The following is a 21,726-nucleotide window of genomic DNA, read 5'->3' as shown; positions in this document are numbered from 1 at the left end:
TCTTGGCTGCCAATGTCTGCCCCCCAAAAGGCAGGCAGCTTAGCAAACTAAATTAAAAACAATGCGTTGAAAAAATTCCGGTCATGTTGAACAGCCATTCCGGCATGTTGAACGCCAATTCCGGAAAATCAGCAAAAATGTTCAGCTTCAACCGGAATGGCTGTTCACGTTCAACCAGAATACTTGTTCACGTTGGGCCAGAATAGCTGTTCAGGTTGGGCCGGAATATGCAAGTGGTTGCAGGCTTGAACTATAGGCAAATGCATCGGCATAATGGCTGGTCGGATTGTTTAATATTTATGGATATTTTCTTTTTCCAACCGCTGTCTATTCAACAAATTCAAATTATCTGTGTCTGAGGTATCTGCATAACCAGTGTACAAGGGAATGATAGAACCCAAATGATCTCTTCTGATAACATCATCACTCAACAACATTCTGGTTTCGCCATCTATGGTTTCTTCTATTTGTACAGGATAACGTTGATTTTCAGAGTAAGCCTGTGTTGCATATATCAGTGAGTGGGATGATTCATCATTAACGAATGCAGGTGGCCAGTCTTCGAGGAATGGTGCGCGAGACAGTGCTCCCGGAATGAGGTAAGCGCCCAATACTTCCGTTTTGCCACTTCCTTGGGTCAAAATATTAGTAGTGGGTGATTCAATCTTGAGGCCCAGTATCCATAGGTTAGCGCCATTGTTGATTATTTTGGGATGGACGGCGCCTTCGGGATTAAAATGCCGTGCCCAGATGTTTTGTGGATGATTAAACCGCCAGATTCCGCCACCGACAACATTTTCCAAAAACAAATCGCCGCTGACAGGCGTGCTTTGATAACTCTGGAAATTGCCGTCCTTTAGGATTAGGGTTTTGGGTGAATCATGTTCGATCATAATGACTTCGCCCAAATGGGAATTTTCCCAGGCCTGCCAATAGGGACCCATGTTTTTGAGTTGTACTACATCATGCAATCCTTCTTCAATGCGAAAAACAGGTTTGCTACGATCGAAGTCGGCAGGAAATCCAATCCAGGAACCTAGAAAATCAACTTTTCGTACATTGCCAGCAATAATAATCGGCTGGCTGATTATATAGCGTCCTGGTGGAAAATAAATAACTTGCTTGCCCGAATCCATTGCCGCCTGAATCGCTGCCGTGTCATCGGTGTAATCCGGCTTTCCCGTATCAGAGCTGCCGCGGGCGCCATAGTCTTCTACATTGGCCCATTGTTGAATGGGGATCTTGGGCAATCTTGGTGTTTCCTTAACCGGCAGCTTTAAAGCGGTTTTCGAAGAGGAATGCAGATGATACGACTCAGAAAAAAACTCAGTGATATGTTTTCCCGGGAGCGTTTCTCCATTGTGCATAATCACAGAGCGGTATCTTGTTGCACGAAGATTTCTTAAATAAATTTCTCCAGAATTTTCAATAGCGCTTGCGGTTGATTTTCCTTTAAATTTTCCGTCAATGACGACCACGAGGCCTTGAGCGGCGAAATTCTGAATAACCGGTACGTTATTGAAACTTTTCAGTTGCCTTATGATTAATATATTTTGATTATTATAAATGCCCGCCACTTTTTGCCTGGCAAGTTTGATATTTTCAAATGTGACGCTACAGCATTCTTCATCCAAAAAAATACCATAGTCAAAACCTTCTATCAGAATATTCTTTACTAGTGCCGGGCCTGTCCATTTTCGTTTCATATTTAAACCAATTTTGCCACTTCTGTCACCCGATCGAATTACTATATTTTCTATTGCAGCGCCATTGTTAGCCAGATAATCAATAGCTATGGCACCAGGGTTGTTTGTGCCTGTATCGATAGTCAAGTCTTTGATAAAATTCCTGAAGGCTTCATTACCTTCACCTAGATTTTCCCAGTCTTTGCCGCCATCGGTCGGATTACCGCTTAATAATTCCGATGCAGTAAAAATCATGGCATTTGGATTGGAAGCATCTTCAAATCCCGGTGCGTTATTTTGTAATTTAATCAGAGTCTTTCTTTTATGTTCTCCTTGCAGTGTAATCGCAGTTCCCCATTGTCCATCATTATTCTTCCACTTGATTTGACTGCTGATGAGATATTTGCCGCGTGGAAAAAAAATAATGACATCAAACGGACTGTCAATATGATCATTGATTGCTTTTTGTATTGCTTGAGTGTCATCCGTTGTGCCGTCACCCCTTGCTCCATAGTCTTCCTTAATGTTGATAATGCTATCGTTGGGCAGCGAAACCTTTGCTTGACTGGGTGTTTTGAATAATAAAACAATCAAAAATGACAGAAAAAATATACTAGCAATGCGATAAAATTGAGAGGCCATAATTTTCTCCTTTTTCCATTTTGTCATTAGCGTATTTACGAACAACGGCGGTGTTAGACACTGTTGTGACTCCGGTTGACTTCAAGGCATTCTTCACCATCGTTGTGATGCCTGCAGAATAGTTGCAGGATGTCTCCGGAGCCATTATTCTTTTTCGGCCAGTTGATGCCACCTGTCAGGCGGATATTTCCACCATCAGCAGCCAGATGCACAATTTCGACCGGGTAAGAAAATATTAACGTAATGATTTGTCCGTGATAGCCATCATTGATTTTGACAGGGTATCGCCTGTAAGTTGAAAAAACTTCGCCTTCGCTGGCATTGAGTGCTGGTTTGACAAAACCAATCGGCCTGGTAAGGCCGCGTGTCCATTGCTTGCGTGTATTGGCGGATGCTTGTGCTTACCATCCCTGCATGAAACAGTATCACGGTCTGTGGTGATCCTTGTATGGTGAATTAATTCCATGCTACCTTGATGCAGGTATTATTTAAAGGCTAAACGGCGCTCGAGTACTTTTTCAGCATATATCCGGCTGGTGAAATCCAGTTCAGGGTATTTTTCCTTAGCGCGTTCAATGAGTTGCCAAAGTTCAATTGTTTCTTTATTTTTCTCTTCAATTAAATGCTTGTGAAAAATTTCCAGTAAAGTGTTTTCTGTTTCGATAGAGATAGCAGGATTATTTAATACTTTGAAGACTAATTCGATACTATGAATATTTGCTGGTAATTTAGCGGCAACCGCTGTTAAGCTATCCTCTAAGTAGCGGTTTGCAAGAAGATTTCTCGAATTTGTATATGCTTCTGTAAGCATATTAAAAATTGAGGGCGCCGCTGCCGCATCGATTTTTGTGACCAATGCCGCCAGGTCATCACCGAGTATTCTGATTTGGTAATCATTTTTATTTTTCACAATTGTATCCACCAGTGACGGGAATAGGGTTGACGCAGTTTCTGTATCGATTTTTGTGGCCAATGCAGCCAGGCCTTTACCGAACTCTCTGATTTGGTAATCATTTTTATTTTTCACAATTGTATCCACCAGTGACGGGAATAGGGTTGACGCAGTTTCTGTGTCGACTTTTGTGGCCAATTCAGCCAGGCCTTTACCGAACTCTCTGATTCGGTCTTTATTTTTAGTTTTCACAATCGCATCCACCAGTGACGGAAATAAGATTGACGCAGTTTCTGTATCGACTTTTGTGGCCAATGCAGCCAGGCCTTTACCGAACTTTCTGATTCGGTATATATTTTTAGTTTTCACAATCGCATCCACCAGTGACGGAAATAAGATTGACGCAGTTTCTGTATCGACTTTTGTGGCCAATGCAGCCAGGCCTTTACCGAACTCTCTGATTCGGTCATCATTTTTAGTTTTTACAATTGTATCCACCAGTGACGGGAATAGTATTGACGCAGTTTCTGTATCGACTTTTGTGGCCAATTCAGCCAGGCCTTTACCGAATTCTCTGATTCGGTCATCATTTTTAGTTTTCACAATTGTATCCACCAGTGACGGAAACAGGACTGACGCAGTTTCTGTATCGACCTTTGTAGCCAATGTAGCCAGGGCTTTAAAAAGTGCACGGAGCTGGTGAATATTTTCAGTTTTAACAATCGCATCCATCAGTGACTGAAGCTTGGCTGACGCTGTTCCTGTATCGACTTTTGTGGCCAATGCAGCCAGGCCTTCAAAAAGTGCACGGAGCTGGTGAATATTTTCAGTTTTCACAATCGTATTCACCAGTGACTGAAGCTGGACTGACGCGATTTCTGCATTGATTTTGTGGGTCAATGCAACCAGGTTTTCACCGAGTGCATTATTGATCCGGTAATGATTTTCAGTTTTTACAATCGCATCCACCAGTGACTGGAATAGGACTGATTTGGTTTCTACATCGATTTTTACGTCTAATGCAGCCAGGCCTTCAAAAAGTATATTGAGCTGGTAAACATTTTCAGTTTTCACAATCGTATTTACCAGTGACTGAAGCTGGACTGACGCGGATTCTGCATCAATTTTGTGGGCCAATACAGCCAAGCCTTTACCTAGTTCTTTGATCTGGTTGTTTTTTTCAGTTTTCACAATCGCATTCACCAATGACTGAAGCTGGACTGAGGCGGTTTCTGCATCGATTCTTTTGGCCAATGCAGCCAAGCCATTACCAAATTCGTAGATTAGGTCATCTTTTTTAGTTTTCACAATCACATTAACCAGTGTCTGGAGCTGGACTGATGCGGTTTCTGCATCGACTTTTTTGGCCAATGCAGCCAGGCCCTTAAAAAGTGCACTAAGCTGGTTAACATTTTCAGTTTTAACAATCGCATCCACCAGTGACTGGAACTGGATTGACGCGGTTTCTGTATCAATTTTTTTGGCCAATGTAGCTAGGCCTTTACCAATGTCTCTGGTTTTGTAACTATTTTCAGTTTTCACAATTGCGTCCACCAGTGATGGAAGCTGGACTGACGCGGTTTCTGCATCGATTTTTTTGGCCAATGCAGCTACGCTTTCACCGAGTGCGTAGATATGGCTATTATTTCCAGCTTTCACAATCGCATCGACCAGTGGCTGAAGCTGGACTGACGCGGTTTCTGCATCGTTTTTTTTGGCCAATGTAGCCAAGATGTCACCGAGCAAACCGATCGAGGAACTATCTTTAGTTTTTACAATCTTATCAATCAGTGATTGAAGCTGGATTGACGTGGTTGCTGCTTCGTTTTTTACATCTAATGCAGCCAAACCATTAAAGAGTACTTGGAACTGGCGATAATTTTCAGCTTTCACAATCGCATCCACCAGTGGCGGGAGCAGGGCTGACGCGCTTTCTGCATCGATTTTTTGGGCTAATGCAACCAGGCTTCTACCGAATGCTTCGATCCGACTAGGGTGTTCAGCTTTCACAATTACATCCACCAGTGACTGAAGCAGGAGTGACCCAGTTTTTGCATCGATTTTTACGTCTAATGCAGTCAGGCTAGCACTGAGTACTACGATCCGACTAGGATCTTCAGCTTTTACAATTGCATCCACCAGTGACTGAAGCAGGACTGACCCAGTTTCTGCATCGATTATTACATCTAATGCAGTCAAGCCTTGACCGAATGCTCTGAGCAGGCCAAGATTTTCAGTTTTCACAATTGCATCCATCAGTGGCTGAAGCTGGATTGACACGATTTCTACATCGATTTTTTTAGCCAATGTAGCCAGGCCATTAAAGAGTACATAGAGATGGCTATCTTTCTCTGTTTCCACAATCGTATCCACCAGTGGCTGAAACAGGACTGACGCGGTTTCTACATCGATATTTTTGGCCAATGCAGCTAGGCTTTCACCGAGTGCGTAGATATGGCTATTATTTCCAGCTTTCACAATCATCGCTTCAATTAAAATTCCCAAGCCCTCAATTGCTGACAATTCCTTGACCAGAAAGCCTGCTGCCAGTAGATTTTTCGATCTGTTTCTATTTTTCACAGAAGGGATAAGATAATCCTGAATAATTTTTTGCCGATATTGAGGATCAAATCCAACTAATGCCCGTGTAATTGCACGCGGCTTGCTTGCAAAACGCTCGCCAAGTGCTTCATCATCAAAAAGTTGCTCAACAAAAGCCTCACGAACGGATTCTTTAGCAGCAGCAAGCTCCCATAAGATATCTGTTTCTTCGGGTGATATTTTTCCACCTTTAAATACCAGGTTGCTCCATATTAAAGCAGCTTTTGCTTGTGCAGCTTGGGCTTCTGCTTCTTGTTTCTGTTTTACTGCTTCTATTGTTTGTTCTTGAGCAATTTTCGTTTGTTTTTTGGCAACGTCCTCTTGAACAAATGCATAAATAGCTGATAGGGAGGCGATGAGTAACATCACACCTGCAATGGCCAGTTTTTGTCTGAAATTGCGAATTTCTTTTTGTTGTTGTTCCTTTTCTGCCAATTCACGTGCCTGTTGGGCTTGTTCGCACGCCATTAAATAAGCGTTTTCCACTGAGTCTTCACGAAGCTGAAAGCGTGGATTGCGCACTAACTCCAGCAATCCTTTGAGGCGGTCATTTTTATGCACCAGGAAATCAGACTGCTGCTGTTTATGCCAATCTTGTGCAGCGCGTTCCAGGTTCTCAAACAGATGCAGTTTGTCACGGTCTTCATTAATCCAGCCCGTCAATTGCGGCCAGACGCGCAGCAACGCTTCATGCGCGACTTCCAGGGTTTCATGACCGTCAGTATCCTTGTCAGTAATTAATAGACGATTGTCAATGAATGGTTCAAGCAGGCGATAGGCTCCAGCTGACAGCTGATCGCGCCGTGTGCGTTGGCGCACTGGCTCATCCTCATGAGACAGTTTCACCATACCGGGAACAAAAGCGCTTTTTAATGCAGTAAGTTCTTCTTTATTGCGCCGTGACCGATCAAGCGCTTCATCAGCCGCTTTGCGGATGGAGCCTTCCAGGCCGCCAAGTTCCTGGTACTCACTTAGCTCAAAGCGCCCGTCTTTGCGGTAATCTTCATTGTCCCACATGCGCCGCAGGGTATACGCCAGTAACGGTAAGGCATCGCGTGTTGCGGTATCGGCAACCATGCGTTCAACCAGGTCTTCATCAATCGTAAAACCAACTAATTCTGCCGGTTTGCGGATTATTTCCTGGAAACGATCGGTCGGTAGCGGGTCAAGCGTAAAGGTTTCGTATTCAAACGGGGTTTTATAGTGCGAATCGACTATAAATGGATGCTGCTGAAAGCTGCCCAGGAATTCGGAGCGCATTGTCGCCAACACCATTAAACGGCCGTCAGATTGTTCAATCGCTGCGCGCAGCAAGCCCAAAAATTGTTTTGCATGCTGTGGATTGCTGACAACAAACAACTCTTCTGTTTGATCAATAACCAGCAAAAGTGTTGCATTGTCCTGGCGCTGGGTTCTTAAATCACGTACCAGATCGAGGAGCGCTTTACCATCCGGCGGGACCGCTTCGGCGGCCCGGGTCAGTGTCTGTTCCAGTTTATGGACTGGCCATGCGGATTGTAAAGCGGGTATGTCTTTAAAAGTGCGTGCAAAAGTTTCGGCCAGCTCCGCAATGGGATTGGTGCGCGGCATGAAGGGCTTCAACAGCAGCCACTCACTTTTGAGCCGCAAACGCGGCATAATGCCGGCCCTTGCCAACGATGATTTGCCGCTACCGGACGCACCCAATAACAAAACAAAATGCGGGGTACTATAGCCACGGCGGCGCAGACCTTCCAGCAATTCAATGACGCTGATAATTTCCGGGTTGCGTCCATAATAAATGGCCGCATCTTCCTCCTGAAATGCCGGCAACCCTGGATAAGGCGGACGTTCCGGATTCCACGAAAACTCTTCTCCCAGCGCACGCTGTAAGCGTTGATAGCCACTTTGATCGTCTCCACTCAGGTCAATCGGTGTGTGCTGCAGATCGGCAAACAGATTTGAACTGTCCAGCGCAGTATCAAGCTTGACCGGCAAAATCAATTTACCTTGGGCGCGGGCATGGGTCATTTCCGCAAAACACCATTTGGAGTCGAGCCAGTTTTGCGTCAGTATAGGCAGGAAAACACGGCAAAGCCGCAGTTGTTCATATAGCGAGCGTTCCCAGTCCGCACCGGCTTTAATCCCGGTTTGAATATCGTAATCGAGAAAAACCTGATGGCCACGTTCAGCGGCTTCCAGCCATGCTTTAAGCTGTTGGGCAGCTGCTTTGTCTATTGAGCTGTGGCTGAGAAAAATAGTCGCCATGCGGAACCGCTTCGGTGAGCATTTGTCAAAATAAAACTATGCGTTATTTTAAAGGCGTCTCTGAAAATTCAAAGTGTTATGACAAAATCTGGATTTTTAGAGATGCCCTTAAGATAATAGTACTATTACTTTCCAAGACGGACAACACATTGATGTTTAGAAACAGGAACAAAAGATACCATTCAGAACGATTCCTGTCTGATGACGATGATACCATTACAAATGCCAGTGACAATTATGGACTGTTTTCTTTGTTATCCAGATTTGTAACGCTATTAACGGTTTCCATAACTGATTTTTCCTTCAAAATGTGGCGGCTTTTTGATCACCTGTTAAATTTTCATTGTCGTTTGACAATCAATTAGGCTTTCAGTACATTAATTTCAAAAGCCTAGTATGTTTTTTGTACTCCGTGTTGAAACTACAGGCACAAGAGAAAGCGTGATTGTAAACACACACCTGCGAGGAACGATTAGCTCTTTACATAAAATTAAGCGAAAAACATCTTAATCTCAACATGGAGTAGACTAGAGGCAACGGGGAATTATCGGTTATTCTGCGGAGGGCTCTTTACGGTGTTGGACGTTGTAATAAGTGAATGGTCGATTAGCATCGGGAATCGCTTTGCTGTGTCTTTTCAGCGCACCTTGAAAATACCCGATGATGGTAACACTTACCCTTTGCCACCAGGTCTTGGCGCTTTTCCCGTGCACCGCTTGGAGGATTGCCGCGCTCGGCTTCCCAACGAATGGAAAAGTAAGCGGGGCGCATTAATTCCCATGTACCAACGCGAAGCGTTATGGTTGGGTTTCCGCGGTGCCACATGGAAACCCAATGCGGTAAAAATTGCCGTAGGAGGTATAAATGCCATTTCAGGCAAAGCTTATGAGCCAGCATTGCGCGCGGATGAACAGGACTATATCGTGGTGCCTACACAACCATGGCTGGATGGTATTAATACAGGTGAAACTACCGTTCGGCAATTTGTTGCCATGCCATTAGGACAAGGTTACAGCATAGAAAGCGCGTTAACCGGAATCGAAGAACTCGGCGGGATTCAGATAACGGTATTTGAGCCCAAACCAGGTTTGTTTCCCGATCAAGCGCCAGTGGAGACAAGACGTGCCCCAGAAAAATCAGCCATGGCCCAAGTGGGCATGGGTTTAGGTGCCGGTGGCAGGATGCGGCAGAAAATTTATACTGATCCTTTTGGCATTGATGTTTGGGACGAGGGCAACTTTGGCCAAATAGAAATTTTTATTGTCAATAGCCTGCAATACCAAGTGCTGACTGGTTGTAAGCCGCCACCAACGCCTATTGATGCCGCTACTTATACACAGCATGGTTTACCTTGGTTTGACCTATATGATGAAGCACTTGAAGGTGTCGCGGCTTCTGAAACGCTTGCTGGCGTAAAAAGTGTTGCCGATGTCGATCAGGCTATGGGACGGAATACTGAGGGAACTGCATCGGTGAATGTAGAGGAATCACAAATTAGAAAATTACATCCCGATAAAAAAGTTTAACAAACCACCGGGCACAATGTGCTCGTTAACCATGAAAGGAGCCTCCCATGTCTGATACCAAGAAAATTTGCTACGATAAAATCTTGCCCCAAGACTTGAAACGCGCAATTCCCTTTATGTCCTTTGGTCCAGCCGGCCGAACCCGCGCGATTGCGCCCATCGGTAAAATGTGGATTAACGGTTCAACATTGAGCATTCGTTTCATTGATGGGACGGCTGAACAACATAATATTGTGAAGCAGTTTGCACCCAAATGGACGGAGCATGCTAATTTGACATTTGATTTTAATGATCGCCCTGATGCGGATGTTCGAATTGCTTTTGCCGATGATGGGGCATGGTCCTACGTGGGCACCGATGCCAAATCCATTTCGGTGAACCGTCCCACCATGAATTTTGGTTGGCTGGATGAGGCAGTGGTGTTGCATGAGTTTGGTCATGCCATTGGTTTGGCGCACGAACATCAGAATCCGGATGGCGGGATTCAATGGAACGAAGCCGCTGTCATACGTGACTTGTCCGGTCCGCCAAACAACTGGGACCCAGAGACGATACGGCATAATGATTGAATAAATACGCTCATGATCAAATCAATGGCACTGAATTCGATGCGAACTCCATTATGCTTTACAGCTTTCCTGCTGAATGGACCGTCGACGGCTTTCATACTGAACCCAACAACACATTATCTGACATGGACAAGGCATTTATCGCCAGCACAGTGATGTATCCAGGTAAAACATCCTCAGTGGTGGAACTGCCAGTTGCTGAAATTAAAGCATTTGAAGCCTCCATCGGCCAGCCCGGCGAAGAAGATTTGTTTACTTTTACTGCTCGCTCGACAGGTACCTACATCATGGAAACCGAAGGGCAAACCGATTTAGTGATGAAACTGTTCGGGCCGGATAATCAGACTCAATTGGTGGCAGAAGATGATGACGGCGGTAACGGATTTAATCCCAGAATTACCGCGGACTTAGCGTCCGGGAAATATTATCTCCAAGTGCGTCATTATAATCGCTCTAATGGTACCGGGCCTTATGGTATTAAGGTATATAAATCATAATAATGGATAAAGGCGCTTGTGAGCGCCGGAAGCAGCATCTTTCGACGTTCACAAGTTTTTCATGAATTAGAATTAGGATAATGGCCTTGGTCGCAAATCATACTGCGAAATTGAATGAAGCGAGTAAACAGCGGTTATAAATATGACCGTTTGATGAGACTCTGTATAGTCGGAGCCTTTGCGTGGAAACTGTGTAGATATTCATATACCACTGAAACGGTTACAAGCGGGGCGAGAAAAATTACAATGAATTCATGTGCGTACCCTGTTTTCATGAAATAGCTTCGTGAAGCGGGAACCGGTAGTGCCGTAGGCATTTAACTTGTCTCAACGCAGTTGCTCAGACTTCAATACGCGCTGACAAGCTGCATCAGAATCTAAAAGATTGCGGGCTGTGGTGTTGTTGCGAACAAGACCAAGAAAACACACGGCTGAATCCCTGAAAGCCAATACGAATAATCGTGAAACATTCGATGCACCCAGAGTGGATGAGCGATCTTCGGGGGCTTGCGCGGTTATTCGGAAAATTAATCCAGTCGCCTCCATATGGCGCATTCTTATTTCTGCTGGCGCATTACTTACGTTGGGGAAATAGCCAAACTGGTTTTCTTTTTCATAAACAATTTCATCCTCGCTTGACCAAATGGTCTTTCCCAATGCTAAGTCAATCCAGGACCTTTCATTAGATGACACAACGAACAACCTCAATGGTGCTGATTGAACCGAGACCTTGGTTGGGCATTCACTGACTTCAAGGTTGCGGGATGTATAGTAACGACTAATTAAGTCACCGGGTGTTCTGCAAGACTGTGTTTGCAATGACACATACACGCTATTTCCATTGCTATAAATGCAAAAGGGCGCCCATAACAATACAGCTAATAGCACTAAAATAGCGAATCGCATATGTGTGACTCCTTGAAACCAATTTTATAAGTCCAATGCTTTGGCTGTTTTGGGACCGACAATGCCATCTGGTGTAAGTCCTTTGTCAGCCTGAAATGCAATCACTGCAGCATGTGTAGCTGGACCAAAAATGCCATCGACCTTCATTTCTGCGCCAAAAGAATTAAGTCTTTTCTGTAGGTGGCGTACTTCAGGACCGCGATCGCCGATACTCAGTGTTGACTGAGGCATTGCGACAGTGCGGTCAAATAAGCCAGCTTTATGAAACTCTCGTATACGTTCATCGCCAACTTCAAAGTGCATACCATCTTCTGTTCCAAAATCGGCGCCCCAGAACCATCCTTGTTTATTAAAATAAGGCGCAAGGTCAACCAATCCCTGTAGCACCTTGCCATCTCCTCGCCGATCAAGTACGTCATTGATTTTTAAATCAATAGCAGTTCCCCAGGAATGATTGCTGATTGCGCCTGTTTTGGTGCCGCGAACAAGGCGGCAACAAAACATTCCGGCAGTTCCCAATGCTGAATACAACTCAGCGTTACTTGCTTTTACATCAGCAAAAATCTTACGCAAATCCTCAACTGCTGGTTTGAGCCCTGTAACTCTAAATGGCCCTACGTCTTGCAATACGATCAATTTTTTTAGCGTAGGGTTAGTAACAGGTTGGCAATCAACATCATAAGAAGAACGTGGATTGCCAAGTAATGCCAGCATTGTTTGTTGCTTGGCGCTTCTAACGCCTGAATTAATGTTCGCGGGTACGCTTGCCAAGTCATTTAGATTCATGTTTGCTCCTCAAAGAAAATTTATTTATTGGGTGATTTTTTTGGAAAGTTTTTTTTGACAGTTTTGTTGGATGCTTGATGTTTTTTTGCTTTTTCGGCGGGGACAATCCAATCTGTTCGAGGAAATATTAGATTAATGCCAAATGACACCAAGGTACCGGAATCCTGTGCAGCAACATCCTGAATCTGGAGTGTCCAGGTTCCTTGGCATTTCTTACCAGAAAATTTAGCGAGTTCAGGCGTCGTAACTGTATCGAACGTTTGCTTAAGATTTTTTGTTGCGCCGCCGGACCGGGAGTAAAGCACCAGTGTGTCAATACCTGTTCCTGCAGGTGGTTGCAGGGAAAGAATCAGATCGCCAATGTAAGTGTGTTGGATGTCCACGCTGATAGCTAGAGATTCAATAGGAGTATCATCTGCAACTTCAAGAGCGAATGAGCCGGTTTGCATGTCCAGGATAGGTGCATCAAATCTGCGGTTGATGGTAACGGCATTTCTGGGTTGTGGTTTGGCTAATTCGACAGCATTGAGTGCATTTAACCGGCCATAACCATATTTTGGGCTATGCCCCTCAGAATTGTAATCTCCATTTTGAGGATCGATTTTGTCACAGGCTTTTTTAAACAGTGTCTTGACTTCCAGCCACTTTAAATCCGGGTTGACCGATAATATTAGCGCGGCAATGCCGGCTGCTCCGGGACATGCGCTTGAAGTGCCGCCAAAACTGTTGGTGTAATTGAATGCCGGATCGCCAGCGGCATGGCCGCGTTCATCCGGATTGTAGCCGTGCCTTCCTATGCGGTCGGTCGTCCAGATTCCCGGCGTAAGGGCGTCAGGATGCTGAAAAGGTGCATAACCGAAGTCACTGCTTGGGAAGGCGCACCAGGCAGCTTTGCCAAAGTCGCTATAAACACTGCGTGTGCCTCGGTCATTGCACGCGGTTACAGCAATGACTTTCGAGTAACTGGCATAACCATCGTTATCGACGGATTCATTACCATTGCCTGCAGCGAATAAAATCACACAGCCTTTGCCGTTACGCCCCTTCTGTGTAACATAATCCATTGCGAGCCGCGTACTGGCGGGTAATTGAAAAATACTGCGATGTTTGACATCATTTTTATCCCACCATCGGCCATCAGGTGGACCCCAACTGCATGAGATTACATCCGCGCCATTGTCCGCAGCCCATTTAAAGGCTTCCGCTTCTCTTTGCGAGCCAAGGCCGGAAGCAAGGCGGATAGGAATCAATCTGGCTTTGGGTGCTACACCAGAAGCGCCATCTATCCCATTGGCGCAAGCAACGCCGGCGCATGCAGTGCCATGATTGTCGCCATTAGGGCCAATGCCAAAGGTATCTTTCGGGCGTGGATTATTGGTAAGAAGCGTTGCATCGCGTGGAGCAACAATTTTGCCTGTGCCGGAAAATTCAGGATGATCAATATCAACACCATCATCGATGACGGCAATACTGACTCCTTCACCTTGCGTAATTTCGTGAGCAGCGGCCACATTTACGCTGGCATCGATCAGCAGTCCGTTAATGGAGGTTTTTTTTAAATGCCATTGCTGAGGAAAAATCTGCTTACGGGCTCGAGGGCGAATAAGTTCCGGGTGGCAATATTCGACATTATCGTGTTTTAAAAGATCGTTTGCGATATCAAATATCTTTTGACCTGTGCCTGTTGGCGCTTCCACGAAATAGGCGTTGGTTGCATAATCTGGTTGGGATTTTATCGTCAGCCCGGCATCACGTATGATTTCGGCACAATCATCCGGGTCGGCGGTATCGATGAATTTGATAAAGATATTTTCTGTGTAAAGTACGGGTTCTTTGGAAACTGGATCTACCAGTACACTACCTGCAAATTGCACCTCAGGTGAGGCACGAAGCGCGGATTTTCGATCACTCACTGACTTGACGTGGCGATCGGTAGGGATTCGATACACTTCTACTCCAGCTTCCGGGTAAGATACAACCAGTACACCATCATCCAATTCAGCCGAAATGGGTTGGGCGACAGGGCCTGTCGATCTTGTCAGCGACCTTTTGCTACGAGTACGGACCGCGATCAAATCATCGCTTTGTACCAGTTCAAAAGCGGGTTCCTTCTTTGTGCCGTAATAAATTTTTGGCATGATTCATTCTCCTGGTAGATAGAAAATGGTGATAGGAGGAGGCGTATACCAAGGTTATTGGTTGTTTTGTCGTCTGCGCACAGAGTTGCTAAACAAAGCATTGGCCGCTCATATGATTGTGTTATTGTCAATAAAAGTATCTTGCTTGTAAAAACTTTTTTATCGTTCGCCAAGTATTGATCGGGTATGAGTTTGTGGAGACCCAATTGCCAAAGCTCAGCCTTGCTTAGCGGGCAAAGTTTTCAGCCTGTTCAACCAATCTCAATCTTTGTATAAAACAGCAAAATATACGTTTATTGTCAAATTTTACCCAACGTTCATTAGGTAGATGCCGCCCACGATCACGAAAGAAATTTTTGGGAAATGGGGGAGGGGCCGTACATTTATTTGTTGGCCAAACATTTGGCTCATGGTGTCATTCCCTTAATTTCAATAAAAAGTTACCACAACACCACTCCTTCAGAGTGGCAAATAGAACTGGCCCATTGGCTCATATGGCGATGGCTGTCGCTGTGTTAGTTTAACTATATGTTTATCAGTAAATGAAACTCCTTTCTTTACATTTGCCAGATGAGCTCTCTTATCGTTGCAAGTTTGATTGACTCAAAACATGTTATGTGCTGAAGTCGTTTGGATTACGGTTTTAATTTTAACAAACGATCCAGTTTTCCTCTGGCAAGGAACCACCGGTCAACTAGGTATAGATGTATATTGGCTAGAATGCAGCCAAGTCCGGCAATAGCGAATTTGATCAGCCAGCTTTTTGCTTGACCGCTGGGCTTTAACCATTGGAGCATAGGCATGAATAAAGTGGCACCGAAAAGGATGATTGCTATAAGCAGCCCCCCCCAGGTGATTGTGCTGACGACATCATTTCTAACAGACCATATTAACCCGAGCAAACCGGTTAGAACGAGAAGAAGCGCCAAAGAGGTCAAAATCTTGTAAGTAAGACTCACGTCCCATGTTTTAAAAAATATTTTACGGGCGACATGCAGTTGCAAACTCAAGTCGTTGCGTTGTGCGTTTGCACCTGGCTTCATTGCCAGTAAGGGCTCTAAGGGACGAAACGGCCAATCTGTTCCATTAGCATCGATGTCATAGCCGCCCCAGGTTCCGGGATTGCCATCTTTACGGTGTTGCGCCTGTAGTAACTCGAACTCTCGTTTTGTGATCTGGTAGCCACTTGCCATCAGTGCATATGCTTCCACTTCAGTAAATGCATCCAGGTCAGTACGTATCCCAGCGATTTTTTCTTGCAACTCACGATCGATACCGTAGGAGGTTAAGCTTTCCCTAGTGTCTGTTGGTGATTGCGGATCCTGGCAATTGATCCAATCCAGTGGTGCGGCTTCCAGCTCTTTGCGGGTGTGTACAAAAAACAATCCGTCCAGGGCACGGCTATCCAGGCGACAGCGCAAATCTTGGTGTTGTGCCTCGCGTACTCGATCTTGCAGGATAGAGCTGGCGCGCATCAACACGCTCGGTGGGGCATCGGAAGGATTAGTCACGTCACCCATTTGTCCGCAGGCATCGCTGCATAGGATTCGAGTGCAGCCTTCGTCCAGCAAACCAGCGATGCCCTGGTTGTCATGCACCCCACCATCGACCAGGCGCAGCGTACGCTCATCGTAGAGCCCTGCGATGGTAAGGGGTTCGAACAAGCCTGGCACACAAGCAGATGCCGCCACTGCATGGCCGAGACGATAATTTTGCAAATCTTTGGTTGGTGCGTCTTCGTAGTGTATTTGTCGGTAACGTTCATTGTTGTCAATTTCTCCACTAATTGAACTGGGTGGCTCCCCCATCGTGCGAGCAGTAAACTGCCAGTTGTGGCCGGAGTTCAGGGAGGTGCTGTTGATGACCATCACCGGCACCTTGGCTTGCCTCAACCAATTAGAGAATTTTGGTTTAAATGAATTCGAGCCGGATTCGCCTTTGGGTTTCACCAGCAATTCCGGCATGGTGCGCGGTGTGCCATTGGCATGGCTATCTGCAACTTTTTGGTAAAGCTCTGATTCGTAAAACTCACCCAGCCGATGGCTTCGGGAGTAGTTTTTGCCAAAAAACACGTTCAGGTTATCGCGCAAGCCTGCAAAAGTTTGCATTTTGATGTTTGTCTGTACACCTTCCAGAAATTTTTCCTGAACGCGTCGGACAATTTCTATGTAGTCTTCACGGGTAATTTCGTTATCTTGTTTCGTCTGCAAACAGTTCTGTACCTCAAGGTAATAGTGAGCTCCCAGAATACTACCTCCAGATACGGTGGATAATGCTTCCACGCCGCGCAGTGCATCAATTTCCGCTAGCCGTGCCATGACTCCCAAATGGAAAAAGGAGGCACGGAAACCACCGCCCGAGAGGGCCAAGCCTACTTTACTCCATCCTGATAAAATAGCGCGCCGCGCGTATTCTTCCCCTACGATGAGAGCGAGTGTTTGCCAGGCTGGATGCCAGTCTGAGAAATGATCCGATTCTTTAGGGGTGGCGAGACCTTGCAAACGGCCAATATGCAGAAATTGTGCAAACAATGTTTGTTTTTTCCAGTTGTCGGCATGTATCGCGTCGGCCTTAGTGAGCCAATCACCTGCTTTCTCATACTCCTGCAGGCCATAGTGAACTTCGGCCAGCGTGACCTTGGGCCAGAATTGATTCTCTCCAGTTGTATCACTGGTCTCGGTTAACCAGGCGGGTATTTGTTCTGCCATTTGCTGTCGCAAGTCCTTTGCTTGTCTCTGCAAATGCTGCGCCTCACTTGATGAAGTGCCGTTGCGCCGGGCAATACTGTTTGCCCGATTGGCTAGCAAATCAAGGATGAAAGCCGCATTGGCGCCGCCATATCCCATGTCTTGCTGGCGATTGCGTTCAAATGCGGCGCGATAGAAAGACAAAGATTCGTACAAATCTTCCAGTTGACCGAATTTTTGCCATTTTCGCTTATAGACCGCTCCTCCTAAACCCAAGGTTTCTGCATTGACATTTTCTGGGCTGCGCAAGCCGATTTCTTCCAGAAAAATTGTGGCTTGGTTCAGCCGTTTTCTCGGTGGAAGTCCTTCGTTCTTGTAGGTGCATAAGGCCAGTTGTTGGATGATCCAAACCTCATCTTGCGCCGCCTCATTCTGCCACCATTCTTTTACTGGCGCTTTTTCTTGTTGCTCTCGTAATGTGTGCTGTTTATCCCGGGCCAGGTTTAGTAATTTGCATGCCCAATAAAACTCTAAATTTTTTTTCAGAATATCTACATGGCTCTTGACCTGATGTATTTCGTCAGGGCAAATTTGATTTTGGATTAATTTTTTTATTTCAGTCAGTGAATTTTGTTTCTGGCTGGATTCTGGCGTCATGATAAACTCCTTGTTGTTGTGAGTTGTCACAGATCTAAAGTATCCACATGACTGTAAGATGGTCAAGTGTTTTGTGACACACCAGTTTCGCCTTCATCCTTGAATTCATGCTCCAACCAACAGCCCTGTGTGTACACAGATCTAAAACAACTGCCAGATACGACCAGCCTTCCTGTGTCCATATATAGATTGGTCACATCAGCCGCGTAAACCTGATCAGGCTGTTTCACATCAAACTCACGGTTCAGCCGGTTCTCAAATACCGGTTGCTGATGGTAGCTATTCGTTGTGACCTTTGTGTTTCCTGTGCTGTTTAGCTCGGACTTTGGCTTCTTTCATTAATTTTCTTGCCTTATTCCGGCTAACTGGATAACCCAAGGCATTCAGCGCTTTTTTCATGCGCCGACTACCGTAGGTGTATTATGCTTTTGGCACTATCCTTTATCCACGCCAGCATTTCCTCATGGTTTGGGTCAATCGGAAGATCCTGATCAGGTCAAAGACTTGACTGATTTTGCTGGAGTTCGTCTTCTATCTCTTTTGTCCAGGCTGAATCTGTCGTATTGTTACGCTTTTCTCTGCTCTCACGTATCAATCTTAGATTACGTGCCGTGGTTTCAGGCTCAAATGCTTCACGAACGACAGCCAGGGCATTGGCCAGGTTCTCCATAGCAATAGCTTCATCTCCAGCCAGCACAGCTAATTCCAGGCGTGTTGCATAATCCCAGTAATCTGGTTTTCCTGAGGCTATGCGCCGTTCAACGGCATAGGAGACAATGGGAATCAAAGAGTCTTTGCGTGGATCTGGTGGATCTTTCAGTTCCATTAGGGTCACTGCATTGACACCAGGATATGCATCACGCCAATCCGTTTCAAAACCTTTTAAATAAGCATCAATTGCTTTTTGTAAAAAACCAAGTGCTTGCAGTTTGCTACCTGAATTTTTTGCGGTTTCCCATCGGTCTTTGTAAACTCTGCCAAGAATACCGTAGGTTTCGCTGCTGGGGCCGCGGCGTTCGATCAAGTCGAGTAGAACCATTTCTGCTTCATCACCACGTTCCGCGCGGTTTAATGCCAAGCCCAGCTGCTCCTGAATCATCACAGTGGAAGCAAGTGGAGGCGACATTTTTTGCACCAGGTCAATCATGTTTTGCCACGCTTTGACAGCTCGGTAAGAGAGAAAAAGATCCACTACCATACCAGCCTCGGCATCCGCAATCGGTTCCAATTCGGTTTCAATCGCTTCAATTGCTTTTATACCTTGCTTTCTTGCCTGCGCCAAGTGTTGCTTGACCTGCGTAGAGTATGCTACTCGTTCTCTGAATACATCGGTTTTTAAACGCTGTATATCGGGAAAGCCTTCCACCAGCTGATAAACAGGGCTATCTGTGGTAGCCTGCCGTGCTTTGCATAACCGCTCGCTTAAAACAAGCAAATCCTTTTGCGGCTTATTCGGTTTTCCATCTGGATTCAGCCCATAGGGAATGGCACGTAACGGCGCAACATCGAAGGGTAATTGACCTCCGCCTTCAGCGAAAATCAACACAGTACTTGATGGCCTTACTGCATGACGCAGTCCCAATTCATAAAACACATTGGCATTGGCGGTAGTCAGGTCCGCTACTGCATATTCGCATAATATCAGGCGCTCATACATAGGCTTGTGTATTAGGCCGCCAACCATTTCTTCATCGGCTCGCAACGATTCCATGTCGGCAGCTTCAATAGCCGGCATAATTAACTGACTGTATACCGCGTCAAAATCAATTGACGCGCCTGATTCCCGTGGTTTTGTTCCGAAAGGCATCAAAACAAAGCATAGTGGTCGGTTCATGGCGCTTCCCTTTGTTTGCCATCCTCGATCAAATATGGGGTGGCTAATGGAATATGTTTGGCTCTAGCGAATTGCAGAAAGGCATGGGTGACATCACTTTTGTATAACGGTTCGTTATAAGTGGATGCGACATAGGATTTGGCAGTAAGTTTGATGCAGTCCCTTTCTTGGGAAAGGTATATCTGAATGGGTTTTTCTGGGTCAAGATAAGTTGATCCTTGCATGGAACCCCAGATGGCGTCTTCAGCCATTTGCAATTGCTGCGCGTCAATTCGTGTCGAGAAATAAAAAGGAATGACGCAGAGCGAGGCCCGTTCGCCGGCATTTGCCGAAAGCAGGTTTTCTGACCATAGCGACGACGTCGGTATGCAAACCAAGTCATCATCAGCGGTTTGAAGCTTGACGTAAAAAATACCGATCTCCAATACTTTGCCACTATGTCCTCGAAGCGTTACCCGGTCACCGACTTGAAAGCTCTCGCTGAACGCTGTTATCGTTCGAAATGCAATGCCACCCAGGGCGGCTCTAGCGATGTCGGTGCCATTAAACAGCAACCACAGTGCGAAAATGAAAAAAGTGAGGAGTAATCCCTTCTCGGGGCTGTAGTCTTCCATTCGTGTCGATATCAACCACAATACAATCGGAAGAACTATGATCGGTAACAGCAAAACCAACGCCTGATTGCTCGCTTCTTTTTTTAGTTCTACAAGCCGTTGCGCTTGGTTAACAAGAATTTGATCACCTAACCCTAACAGCCGACGCCGTTTGCTAATTTGTTTCTTTTGATATGCGTTCCAGTAATAGGCAATATACTGAATAACAATAATTAAAGCGACGTATATCCCCACAAATGGATCGATAAGCATTGCAAACAAATCATCCATAACTATGTTCCTTTATGGCATCAAGCATGGCCAGCATATCCAAGCCCATGAGTTCCCTCACTAACAACAGCACGACCGGAATCGCGTCTTGGCGTATGGCGTAATGTGATGTCTTTTCTCTATATTCCAGAGCGCCCGTCTTAATCATCGCTCCCATAACCCGTTTGGAAAGTGAGTAGTTTAATCGCAAGTCATCTTTAATATTATTACTGCTAGCGGGACCGGTAATCAATAACACGACCAGGGCGCGCCTTTCGTCTCTTGTTGAAGCGCGCCCAACTATGGCACGCAAGGCAAGATAAGTATGCTCTAGTGAGTGCCAAGGTTCTTTCAGTGGTTTGCCAAGACGCTCAAATTCTGTCAATGCGTACAGGGCATTATTCCACTTTTCAAGCTGTACTTTGACACGTTGCAGGCTTTCGCTGTCAATTGCCATCAAGGTATCGAAATTTTTTGCATTCTTCAGGAAAGCAAACGCAAATGCATCAACCTGACAGCGTATGATTTCTTTTTGATCAACGAGGTTGGACACGATCTGATTTATGGGACCGTAACCCGATGGCCTGCGCCTAAATGTTGTTTCAAGGTTTAAAATATCTTTTGCGGGATCAATCTGCGCTAACAAGGCATCGCGATAGTTTTTGCCCGAACTCTCTGCTTTTTCATGTAATTCTAATGCCGACATCTCTCCATTGGATATAGCCGGCCATCCTGTTGTTAGAACCGCATTTAAAGGCATACCAAAACCCTTGTTGATTTTTTTAAAACCCTGACAATTCACATATCACACAGCCATCAGCAATTCCTGAAACATATCGGCGCGAATATCGCCAGGCAGGATTTCTTCATCAGCACGAAAAGGCGCCACCGCTGCCTGTAATAATGCTGGTTTAATTAAATCCAAGTAGACTGCATTAAAGTCAATACCTTCTTTTTTTCCAAAAGGCATGACAACGAAGACATGTTGTCTCATCTGGGCGTTCTATATCCTATCCTCATTAACCTTTTTTCGGTCATTTTTCCTTGACCAGCATATCATTTATTTGCGTGAAGTAACATCCGGGTGCAAGAATCAACCGGCTTTCGCAGTTTTTATTCAGACTGTTCATAGTCAAACAGTTGCTGAACAATTCGATTGGATTGGTTGTTTCGATGTGTTGCCAATTTTCAGAAAT

Annotated in this window: 13 protein-coding genes and 1 pseudogene; 3 read left to right on the top strand and 11 right to left on the bottom strand. The window is 45.5% G+C overall.

Annotated elements, in window-relative coordinates:
* Positions 1 to 290: 290 nt before the first annotated feature.
* Both BMY62_RS13290 and BMY62_RS13280 read right to left on the bottom strand, forming a co-directional pair.
* Positions 291 to 2,327 carry a glycoside hydrolase family 55 protein gene (locus tag BMY62_RS13290; RefSeq protein WP_177170398.1) on the bottom strand — a complete coding sequence of 679 codons (2,037 nt, stop codon included), beginning with the start codon at positions 2,325 to 2,327 and terminating at the stop codon, positions 291 to 293.
* Positions 2,328 to 2,811: 484 nt separating this feature from the next.
* Positions 2,812 to 8,067 carry a toll/interleukin-1 receptor domain-containing protein gene (locus BMY62_RS13280; RefSeq protein ID WP_090660929.1) on the bottom strand — a complete coding sequence of 1,752 codons (5,256 nt, stop codon included), beginning with the start codon at positions 8,065 to 8,067 and terminating at the stop codon, positions 2,812 to 2,814.
* Between the two features lie 575 nt (positions 8,068 to 8,642).
* Here BMY62_RS13280 and BMY62_RS13270 point away from each other — a divergent pair.
* Genes BMY62_RS13270 through BMY62_RS16370 form a run of 3 tightly spaced genes read left to right on the top strand, consistent with a single transcriptional unit; the run spans position 8,643 to position 10,659 of the window.
* Positions 8,643 to 9,593: a hypothetical protein gene (locus BMY62_RS13270; protein WP_090660923.1), complete on the top strand. Its 951-nt coding sequence runs from the start codon at positions 8,643 to 8,645 to the stop codon at positions 9,591 to 9,593.
* A gap of 47 nt (positions 9,594 to 9,640) precedes the next feature.
* Positions 9,641 to 10,162: a M12 family metallopeptidase gene (locus BMY62_RS16375; RefSeq protein WP_218142988.1), complete on the top strand. Its 522-nt coding sequence runs from the start codon at positions 9,641 to 9,643 to the stop codon at positions 10,160 to 10,162.
* Positions 10,159 to 10,659, top strand: coding sequence for a pre-peptidase C-terminal domain-containing protein (locus BMY62_RS16370; protein WP_218142987.1), 501 nt, complete (start codon positions 10,159 to 10,161; stop codon positions 10,657 to 10,659). The genes BMY62_RS16375 and BMY62_RS16370 overlap by 4 nt, the downstream gene beginning before the upstream one ends.
* A gap of 327 nt (positions 10,660 to 10,986) precedes the next feature.
* On the opposite strand, the gene BMY62_RS15985 is transcribed toward BMY62_RS16370, so the two are convergent.
* The 9 genes and pseudogenes from BMY62_RS15985 to BMY62_RS13220 all read right to left on the bottom strand — a co-directional run bounded on the left by BMY62_RS15985 (position 10,987) and on the right by BMY62_RS13220 (position 21,524).
* A complete protein-coding gene (locus BMY62_RS15985) occupies positions 10,987 to 11,565 on the bottom strand; it encodes a hypothetical protein (protein ID WP_143058822.1) in 579 nt (192 codons plus the stop codon).
* A gap of 24 nt (positions 11,566 to 11,589) precedes the next feature.
* Positions 11,590 to 12,351, bottom strand: coding sequence for a peptidoglycan-binding protein (locus BMY62_RS13255; protein WP_090660917.1), 762 nt, complete (start codon positions 12,349 to 12,351; stop codon positions 11,590 to 11,592).
* 20 nt (positions 12,352 to 12,371) lie between these two features.
* Positions 12,372 to 14,489 (bottom strand): S8 family serine peptidase, encoded by a 2,118-nt coding sequence (locus tag BMY62_RS13250; RefSeq protein WP_090660914.1) that lies wholly within the window; start codon positions 14,487 to 14,489, stop codon positions 12,372 to 12,374.
* Between the two features lie 635 nt (positions 14,490 to 15,124).
* Positions 15,125 to 17,833, bottom strand: a complete 2,709-nt coding sequence (locus BMY62_RS13245) for a patatin-like phospholipase family protein (protein ID WP_143058821.1) — start codon at positions 17,831 to 17,833, stop codon at positions 15,125 to 15,127.
* Positions 17,834 to 17,909: 76 nt separating this feature from the next.
* Positions 17,910 to 18,308: pseudogene (locus BMY62_RS16575) on the bottom strand (IS3 family transposase); the annotation flags it as partial.
* A gap of 21 nt (positions 18,309 to 18,329) precedes the next feature.
* Positions 18,330 to 19,667, bottom strand: coding sequence for a TRAFs-binding domain-containing protein (locus tag BMY62_RS13235; protein ID WP_090660908.1), 1,338 nt, complete (start codon positions 19,665 to 19,667; stop codon positions 18,330 to 18,332).
* Positions 19,664 to 20,551, bottom strand: coding sequence for a mechanosensitive ion channel domain-containing protein (locus tag BMY62_RS13230; RefSeq protein ID WP_090660904.1), 888 nt, complete (start codon positions 20,549 to 20,551; stop codon positions 19,664 to 19,666). Before BMY62_RS13230 ends, BMY62_RS13235 begins: the two co-directional genes overlap by 4 nt.
* Positions 20,544 to 21,332: a hypothetical protein gene (locus BMY62_RS13225; RefSeq protein ID WP_090660901.1), complete on the bottom strand. Its 789-nt coding sequence runs from the start codon at positions 21,330 to 21,332 to the stop codon at positions 20,544 to 20,546. The genes BMY62_RS13230 and BMY62_RS13225 overlap by 8 nt, the downstream gene beginning before the upstream one ends.
* 3 nt (positions 21,333 to 21,335) lie before the next feature.
* On the bottom strand, positions 21,336 to 21,524 hold the full coding sequence (locus BMY62_RS13220) for a hypothetical protein (RefSeq protein WP_090660898.1): 189 nt from the start codon (positions 21,522 to 21,524) through the stop codon (positions 21,336 to 21,338).
* Between the last annotated feature and the right edge of the window lie 202 nt (positions 21,525 to 21,726).

This window comes from Nitrosomonas marina, from assembly GCF_900111605.1.
Lineage (GTDB): Bacteria > Pseudomonadota > Gammaproteobacteria > Burkholderiales > Nitrosomonadaceae > Nitrosomonas > Nitrosomonas marina_A.
This window is presented reverse-complemented; position numbering and strand designations above follow the sequence as displayed.

Coding starts and splice junctions, on each gene's coding strand:
- BMY62_RS16375 (WP_218142988.1), top strand. CDS start 9,641: ATGTCTGATACCAAGAAAATTTGCTACGATAAAATCTTGCCCCAAGAC.
- BMY62_RS13280 (WP_090660929.1), bottom strand. CDS start 8,067: ATGGCGACTATTTTTCTCAGCCACAGCTCAATAGACAAAGCAGCTGCC.
- BMY62_RS13235 (WP_090660908.1), bottom strand. CDS start 19,667: ATGAACCGACCACTATGCTTTGTTTTGATGCCTTTCGGAACAAAACCA.
- BMY62_RS13250 (WP_090660914.1), bottom strand. CDS start 14,489: ATGCCAAAAATTTATTACGGCACAAAGAAGGAACCCGCTTTTGAACTG.
- BMY62_RS13290 (WP_177170398.1), bottom strand. CDS start 2,327: ATGGCCTCTCAATTTTATCGCATTGCTAGTATATTTTTTCTGTCATTT.
- BMY62_RS13220 (WP_090660898.1), bottom strand. CDS start 21,524: ATGAGACAACATGTCTTCGTTGTCATGCCTTTTGGAAAAAAAGAAGGT.
- BMY62_RS13230 (WP_090660904.1), bottom strand. CDS start 20,551: ATGGATGATTTGTTTGCAATGCTTATCGATCCATTTGTGGGGATATAC.
- BMY62_RS15985 (WP_143058822.1), bottom strand. CDS start 11,565: ATGCGATTCGCTATTTTAGTGCTATTAGCTGTATTGTTATGGGCGCCC.
- BMY62_RS13255 (WP_090660917.1), bottom strand. CDS start 12,351: ATGAATCTAAATGACTTGGCAAGCGTACCCGCGAACATTAATTCAGGC.
- BMY62_RS13245 (WP_143058821.1), bottom strand. CDS start 17,833: ATGACGCCAGAATCCAGCCAGAAACAAAATTCACTGACTGAAATAAAA.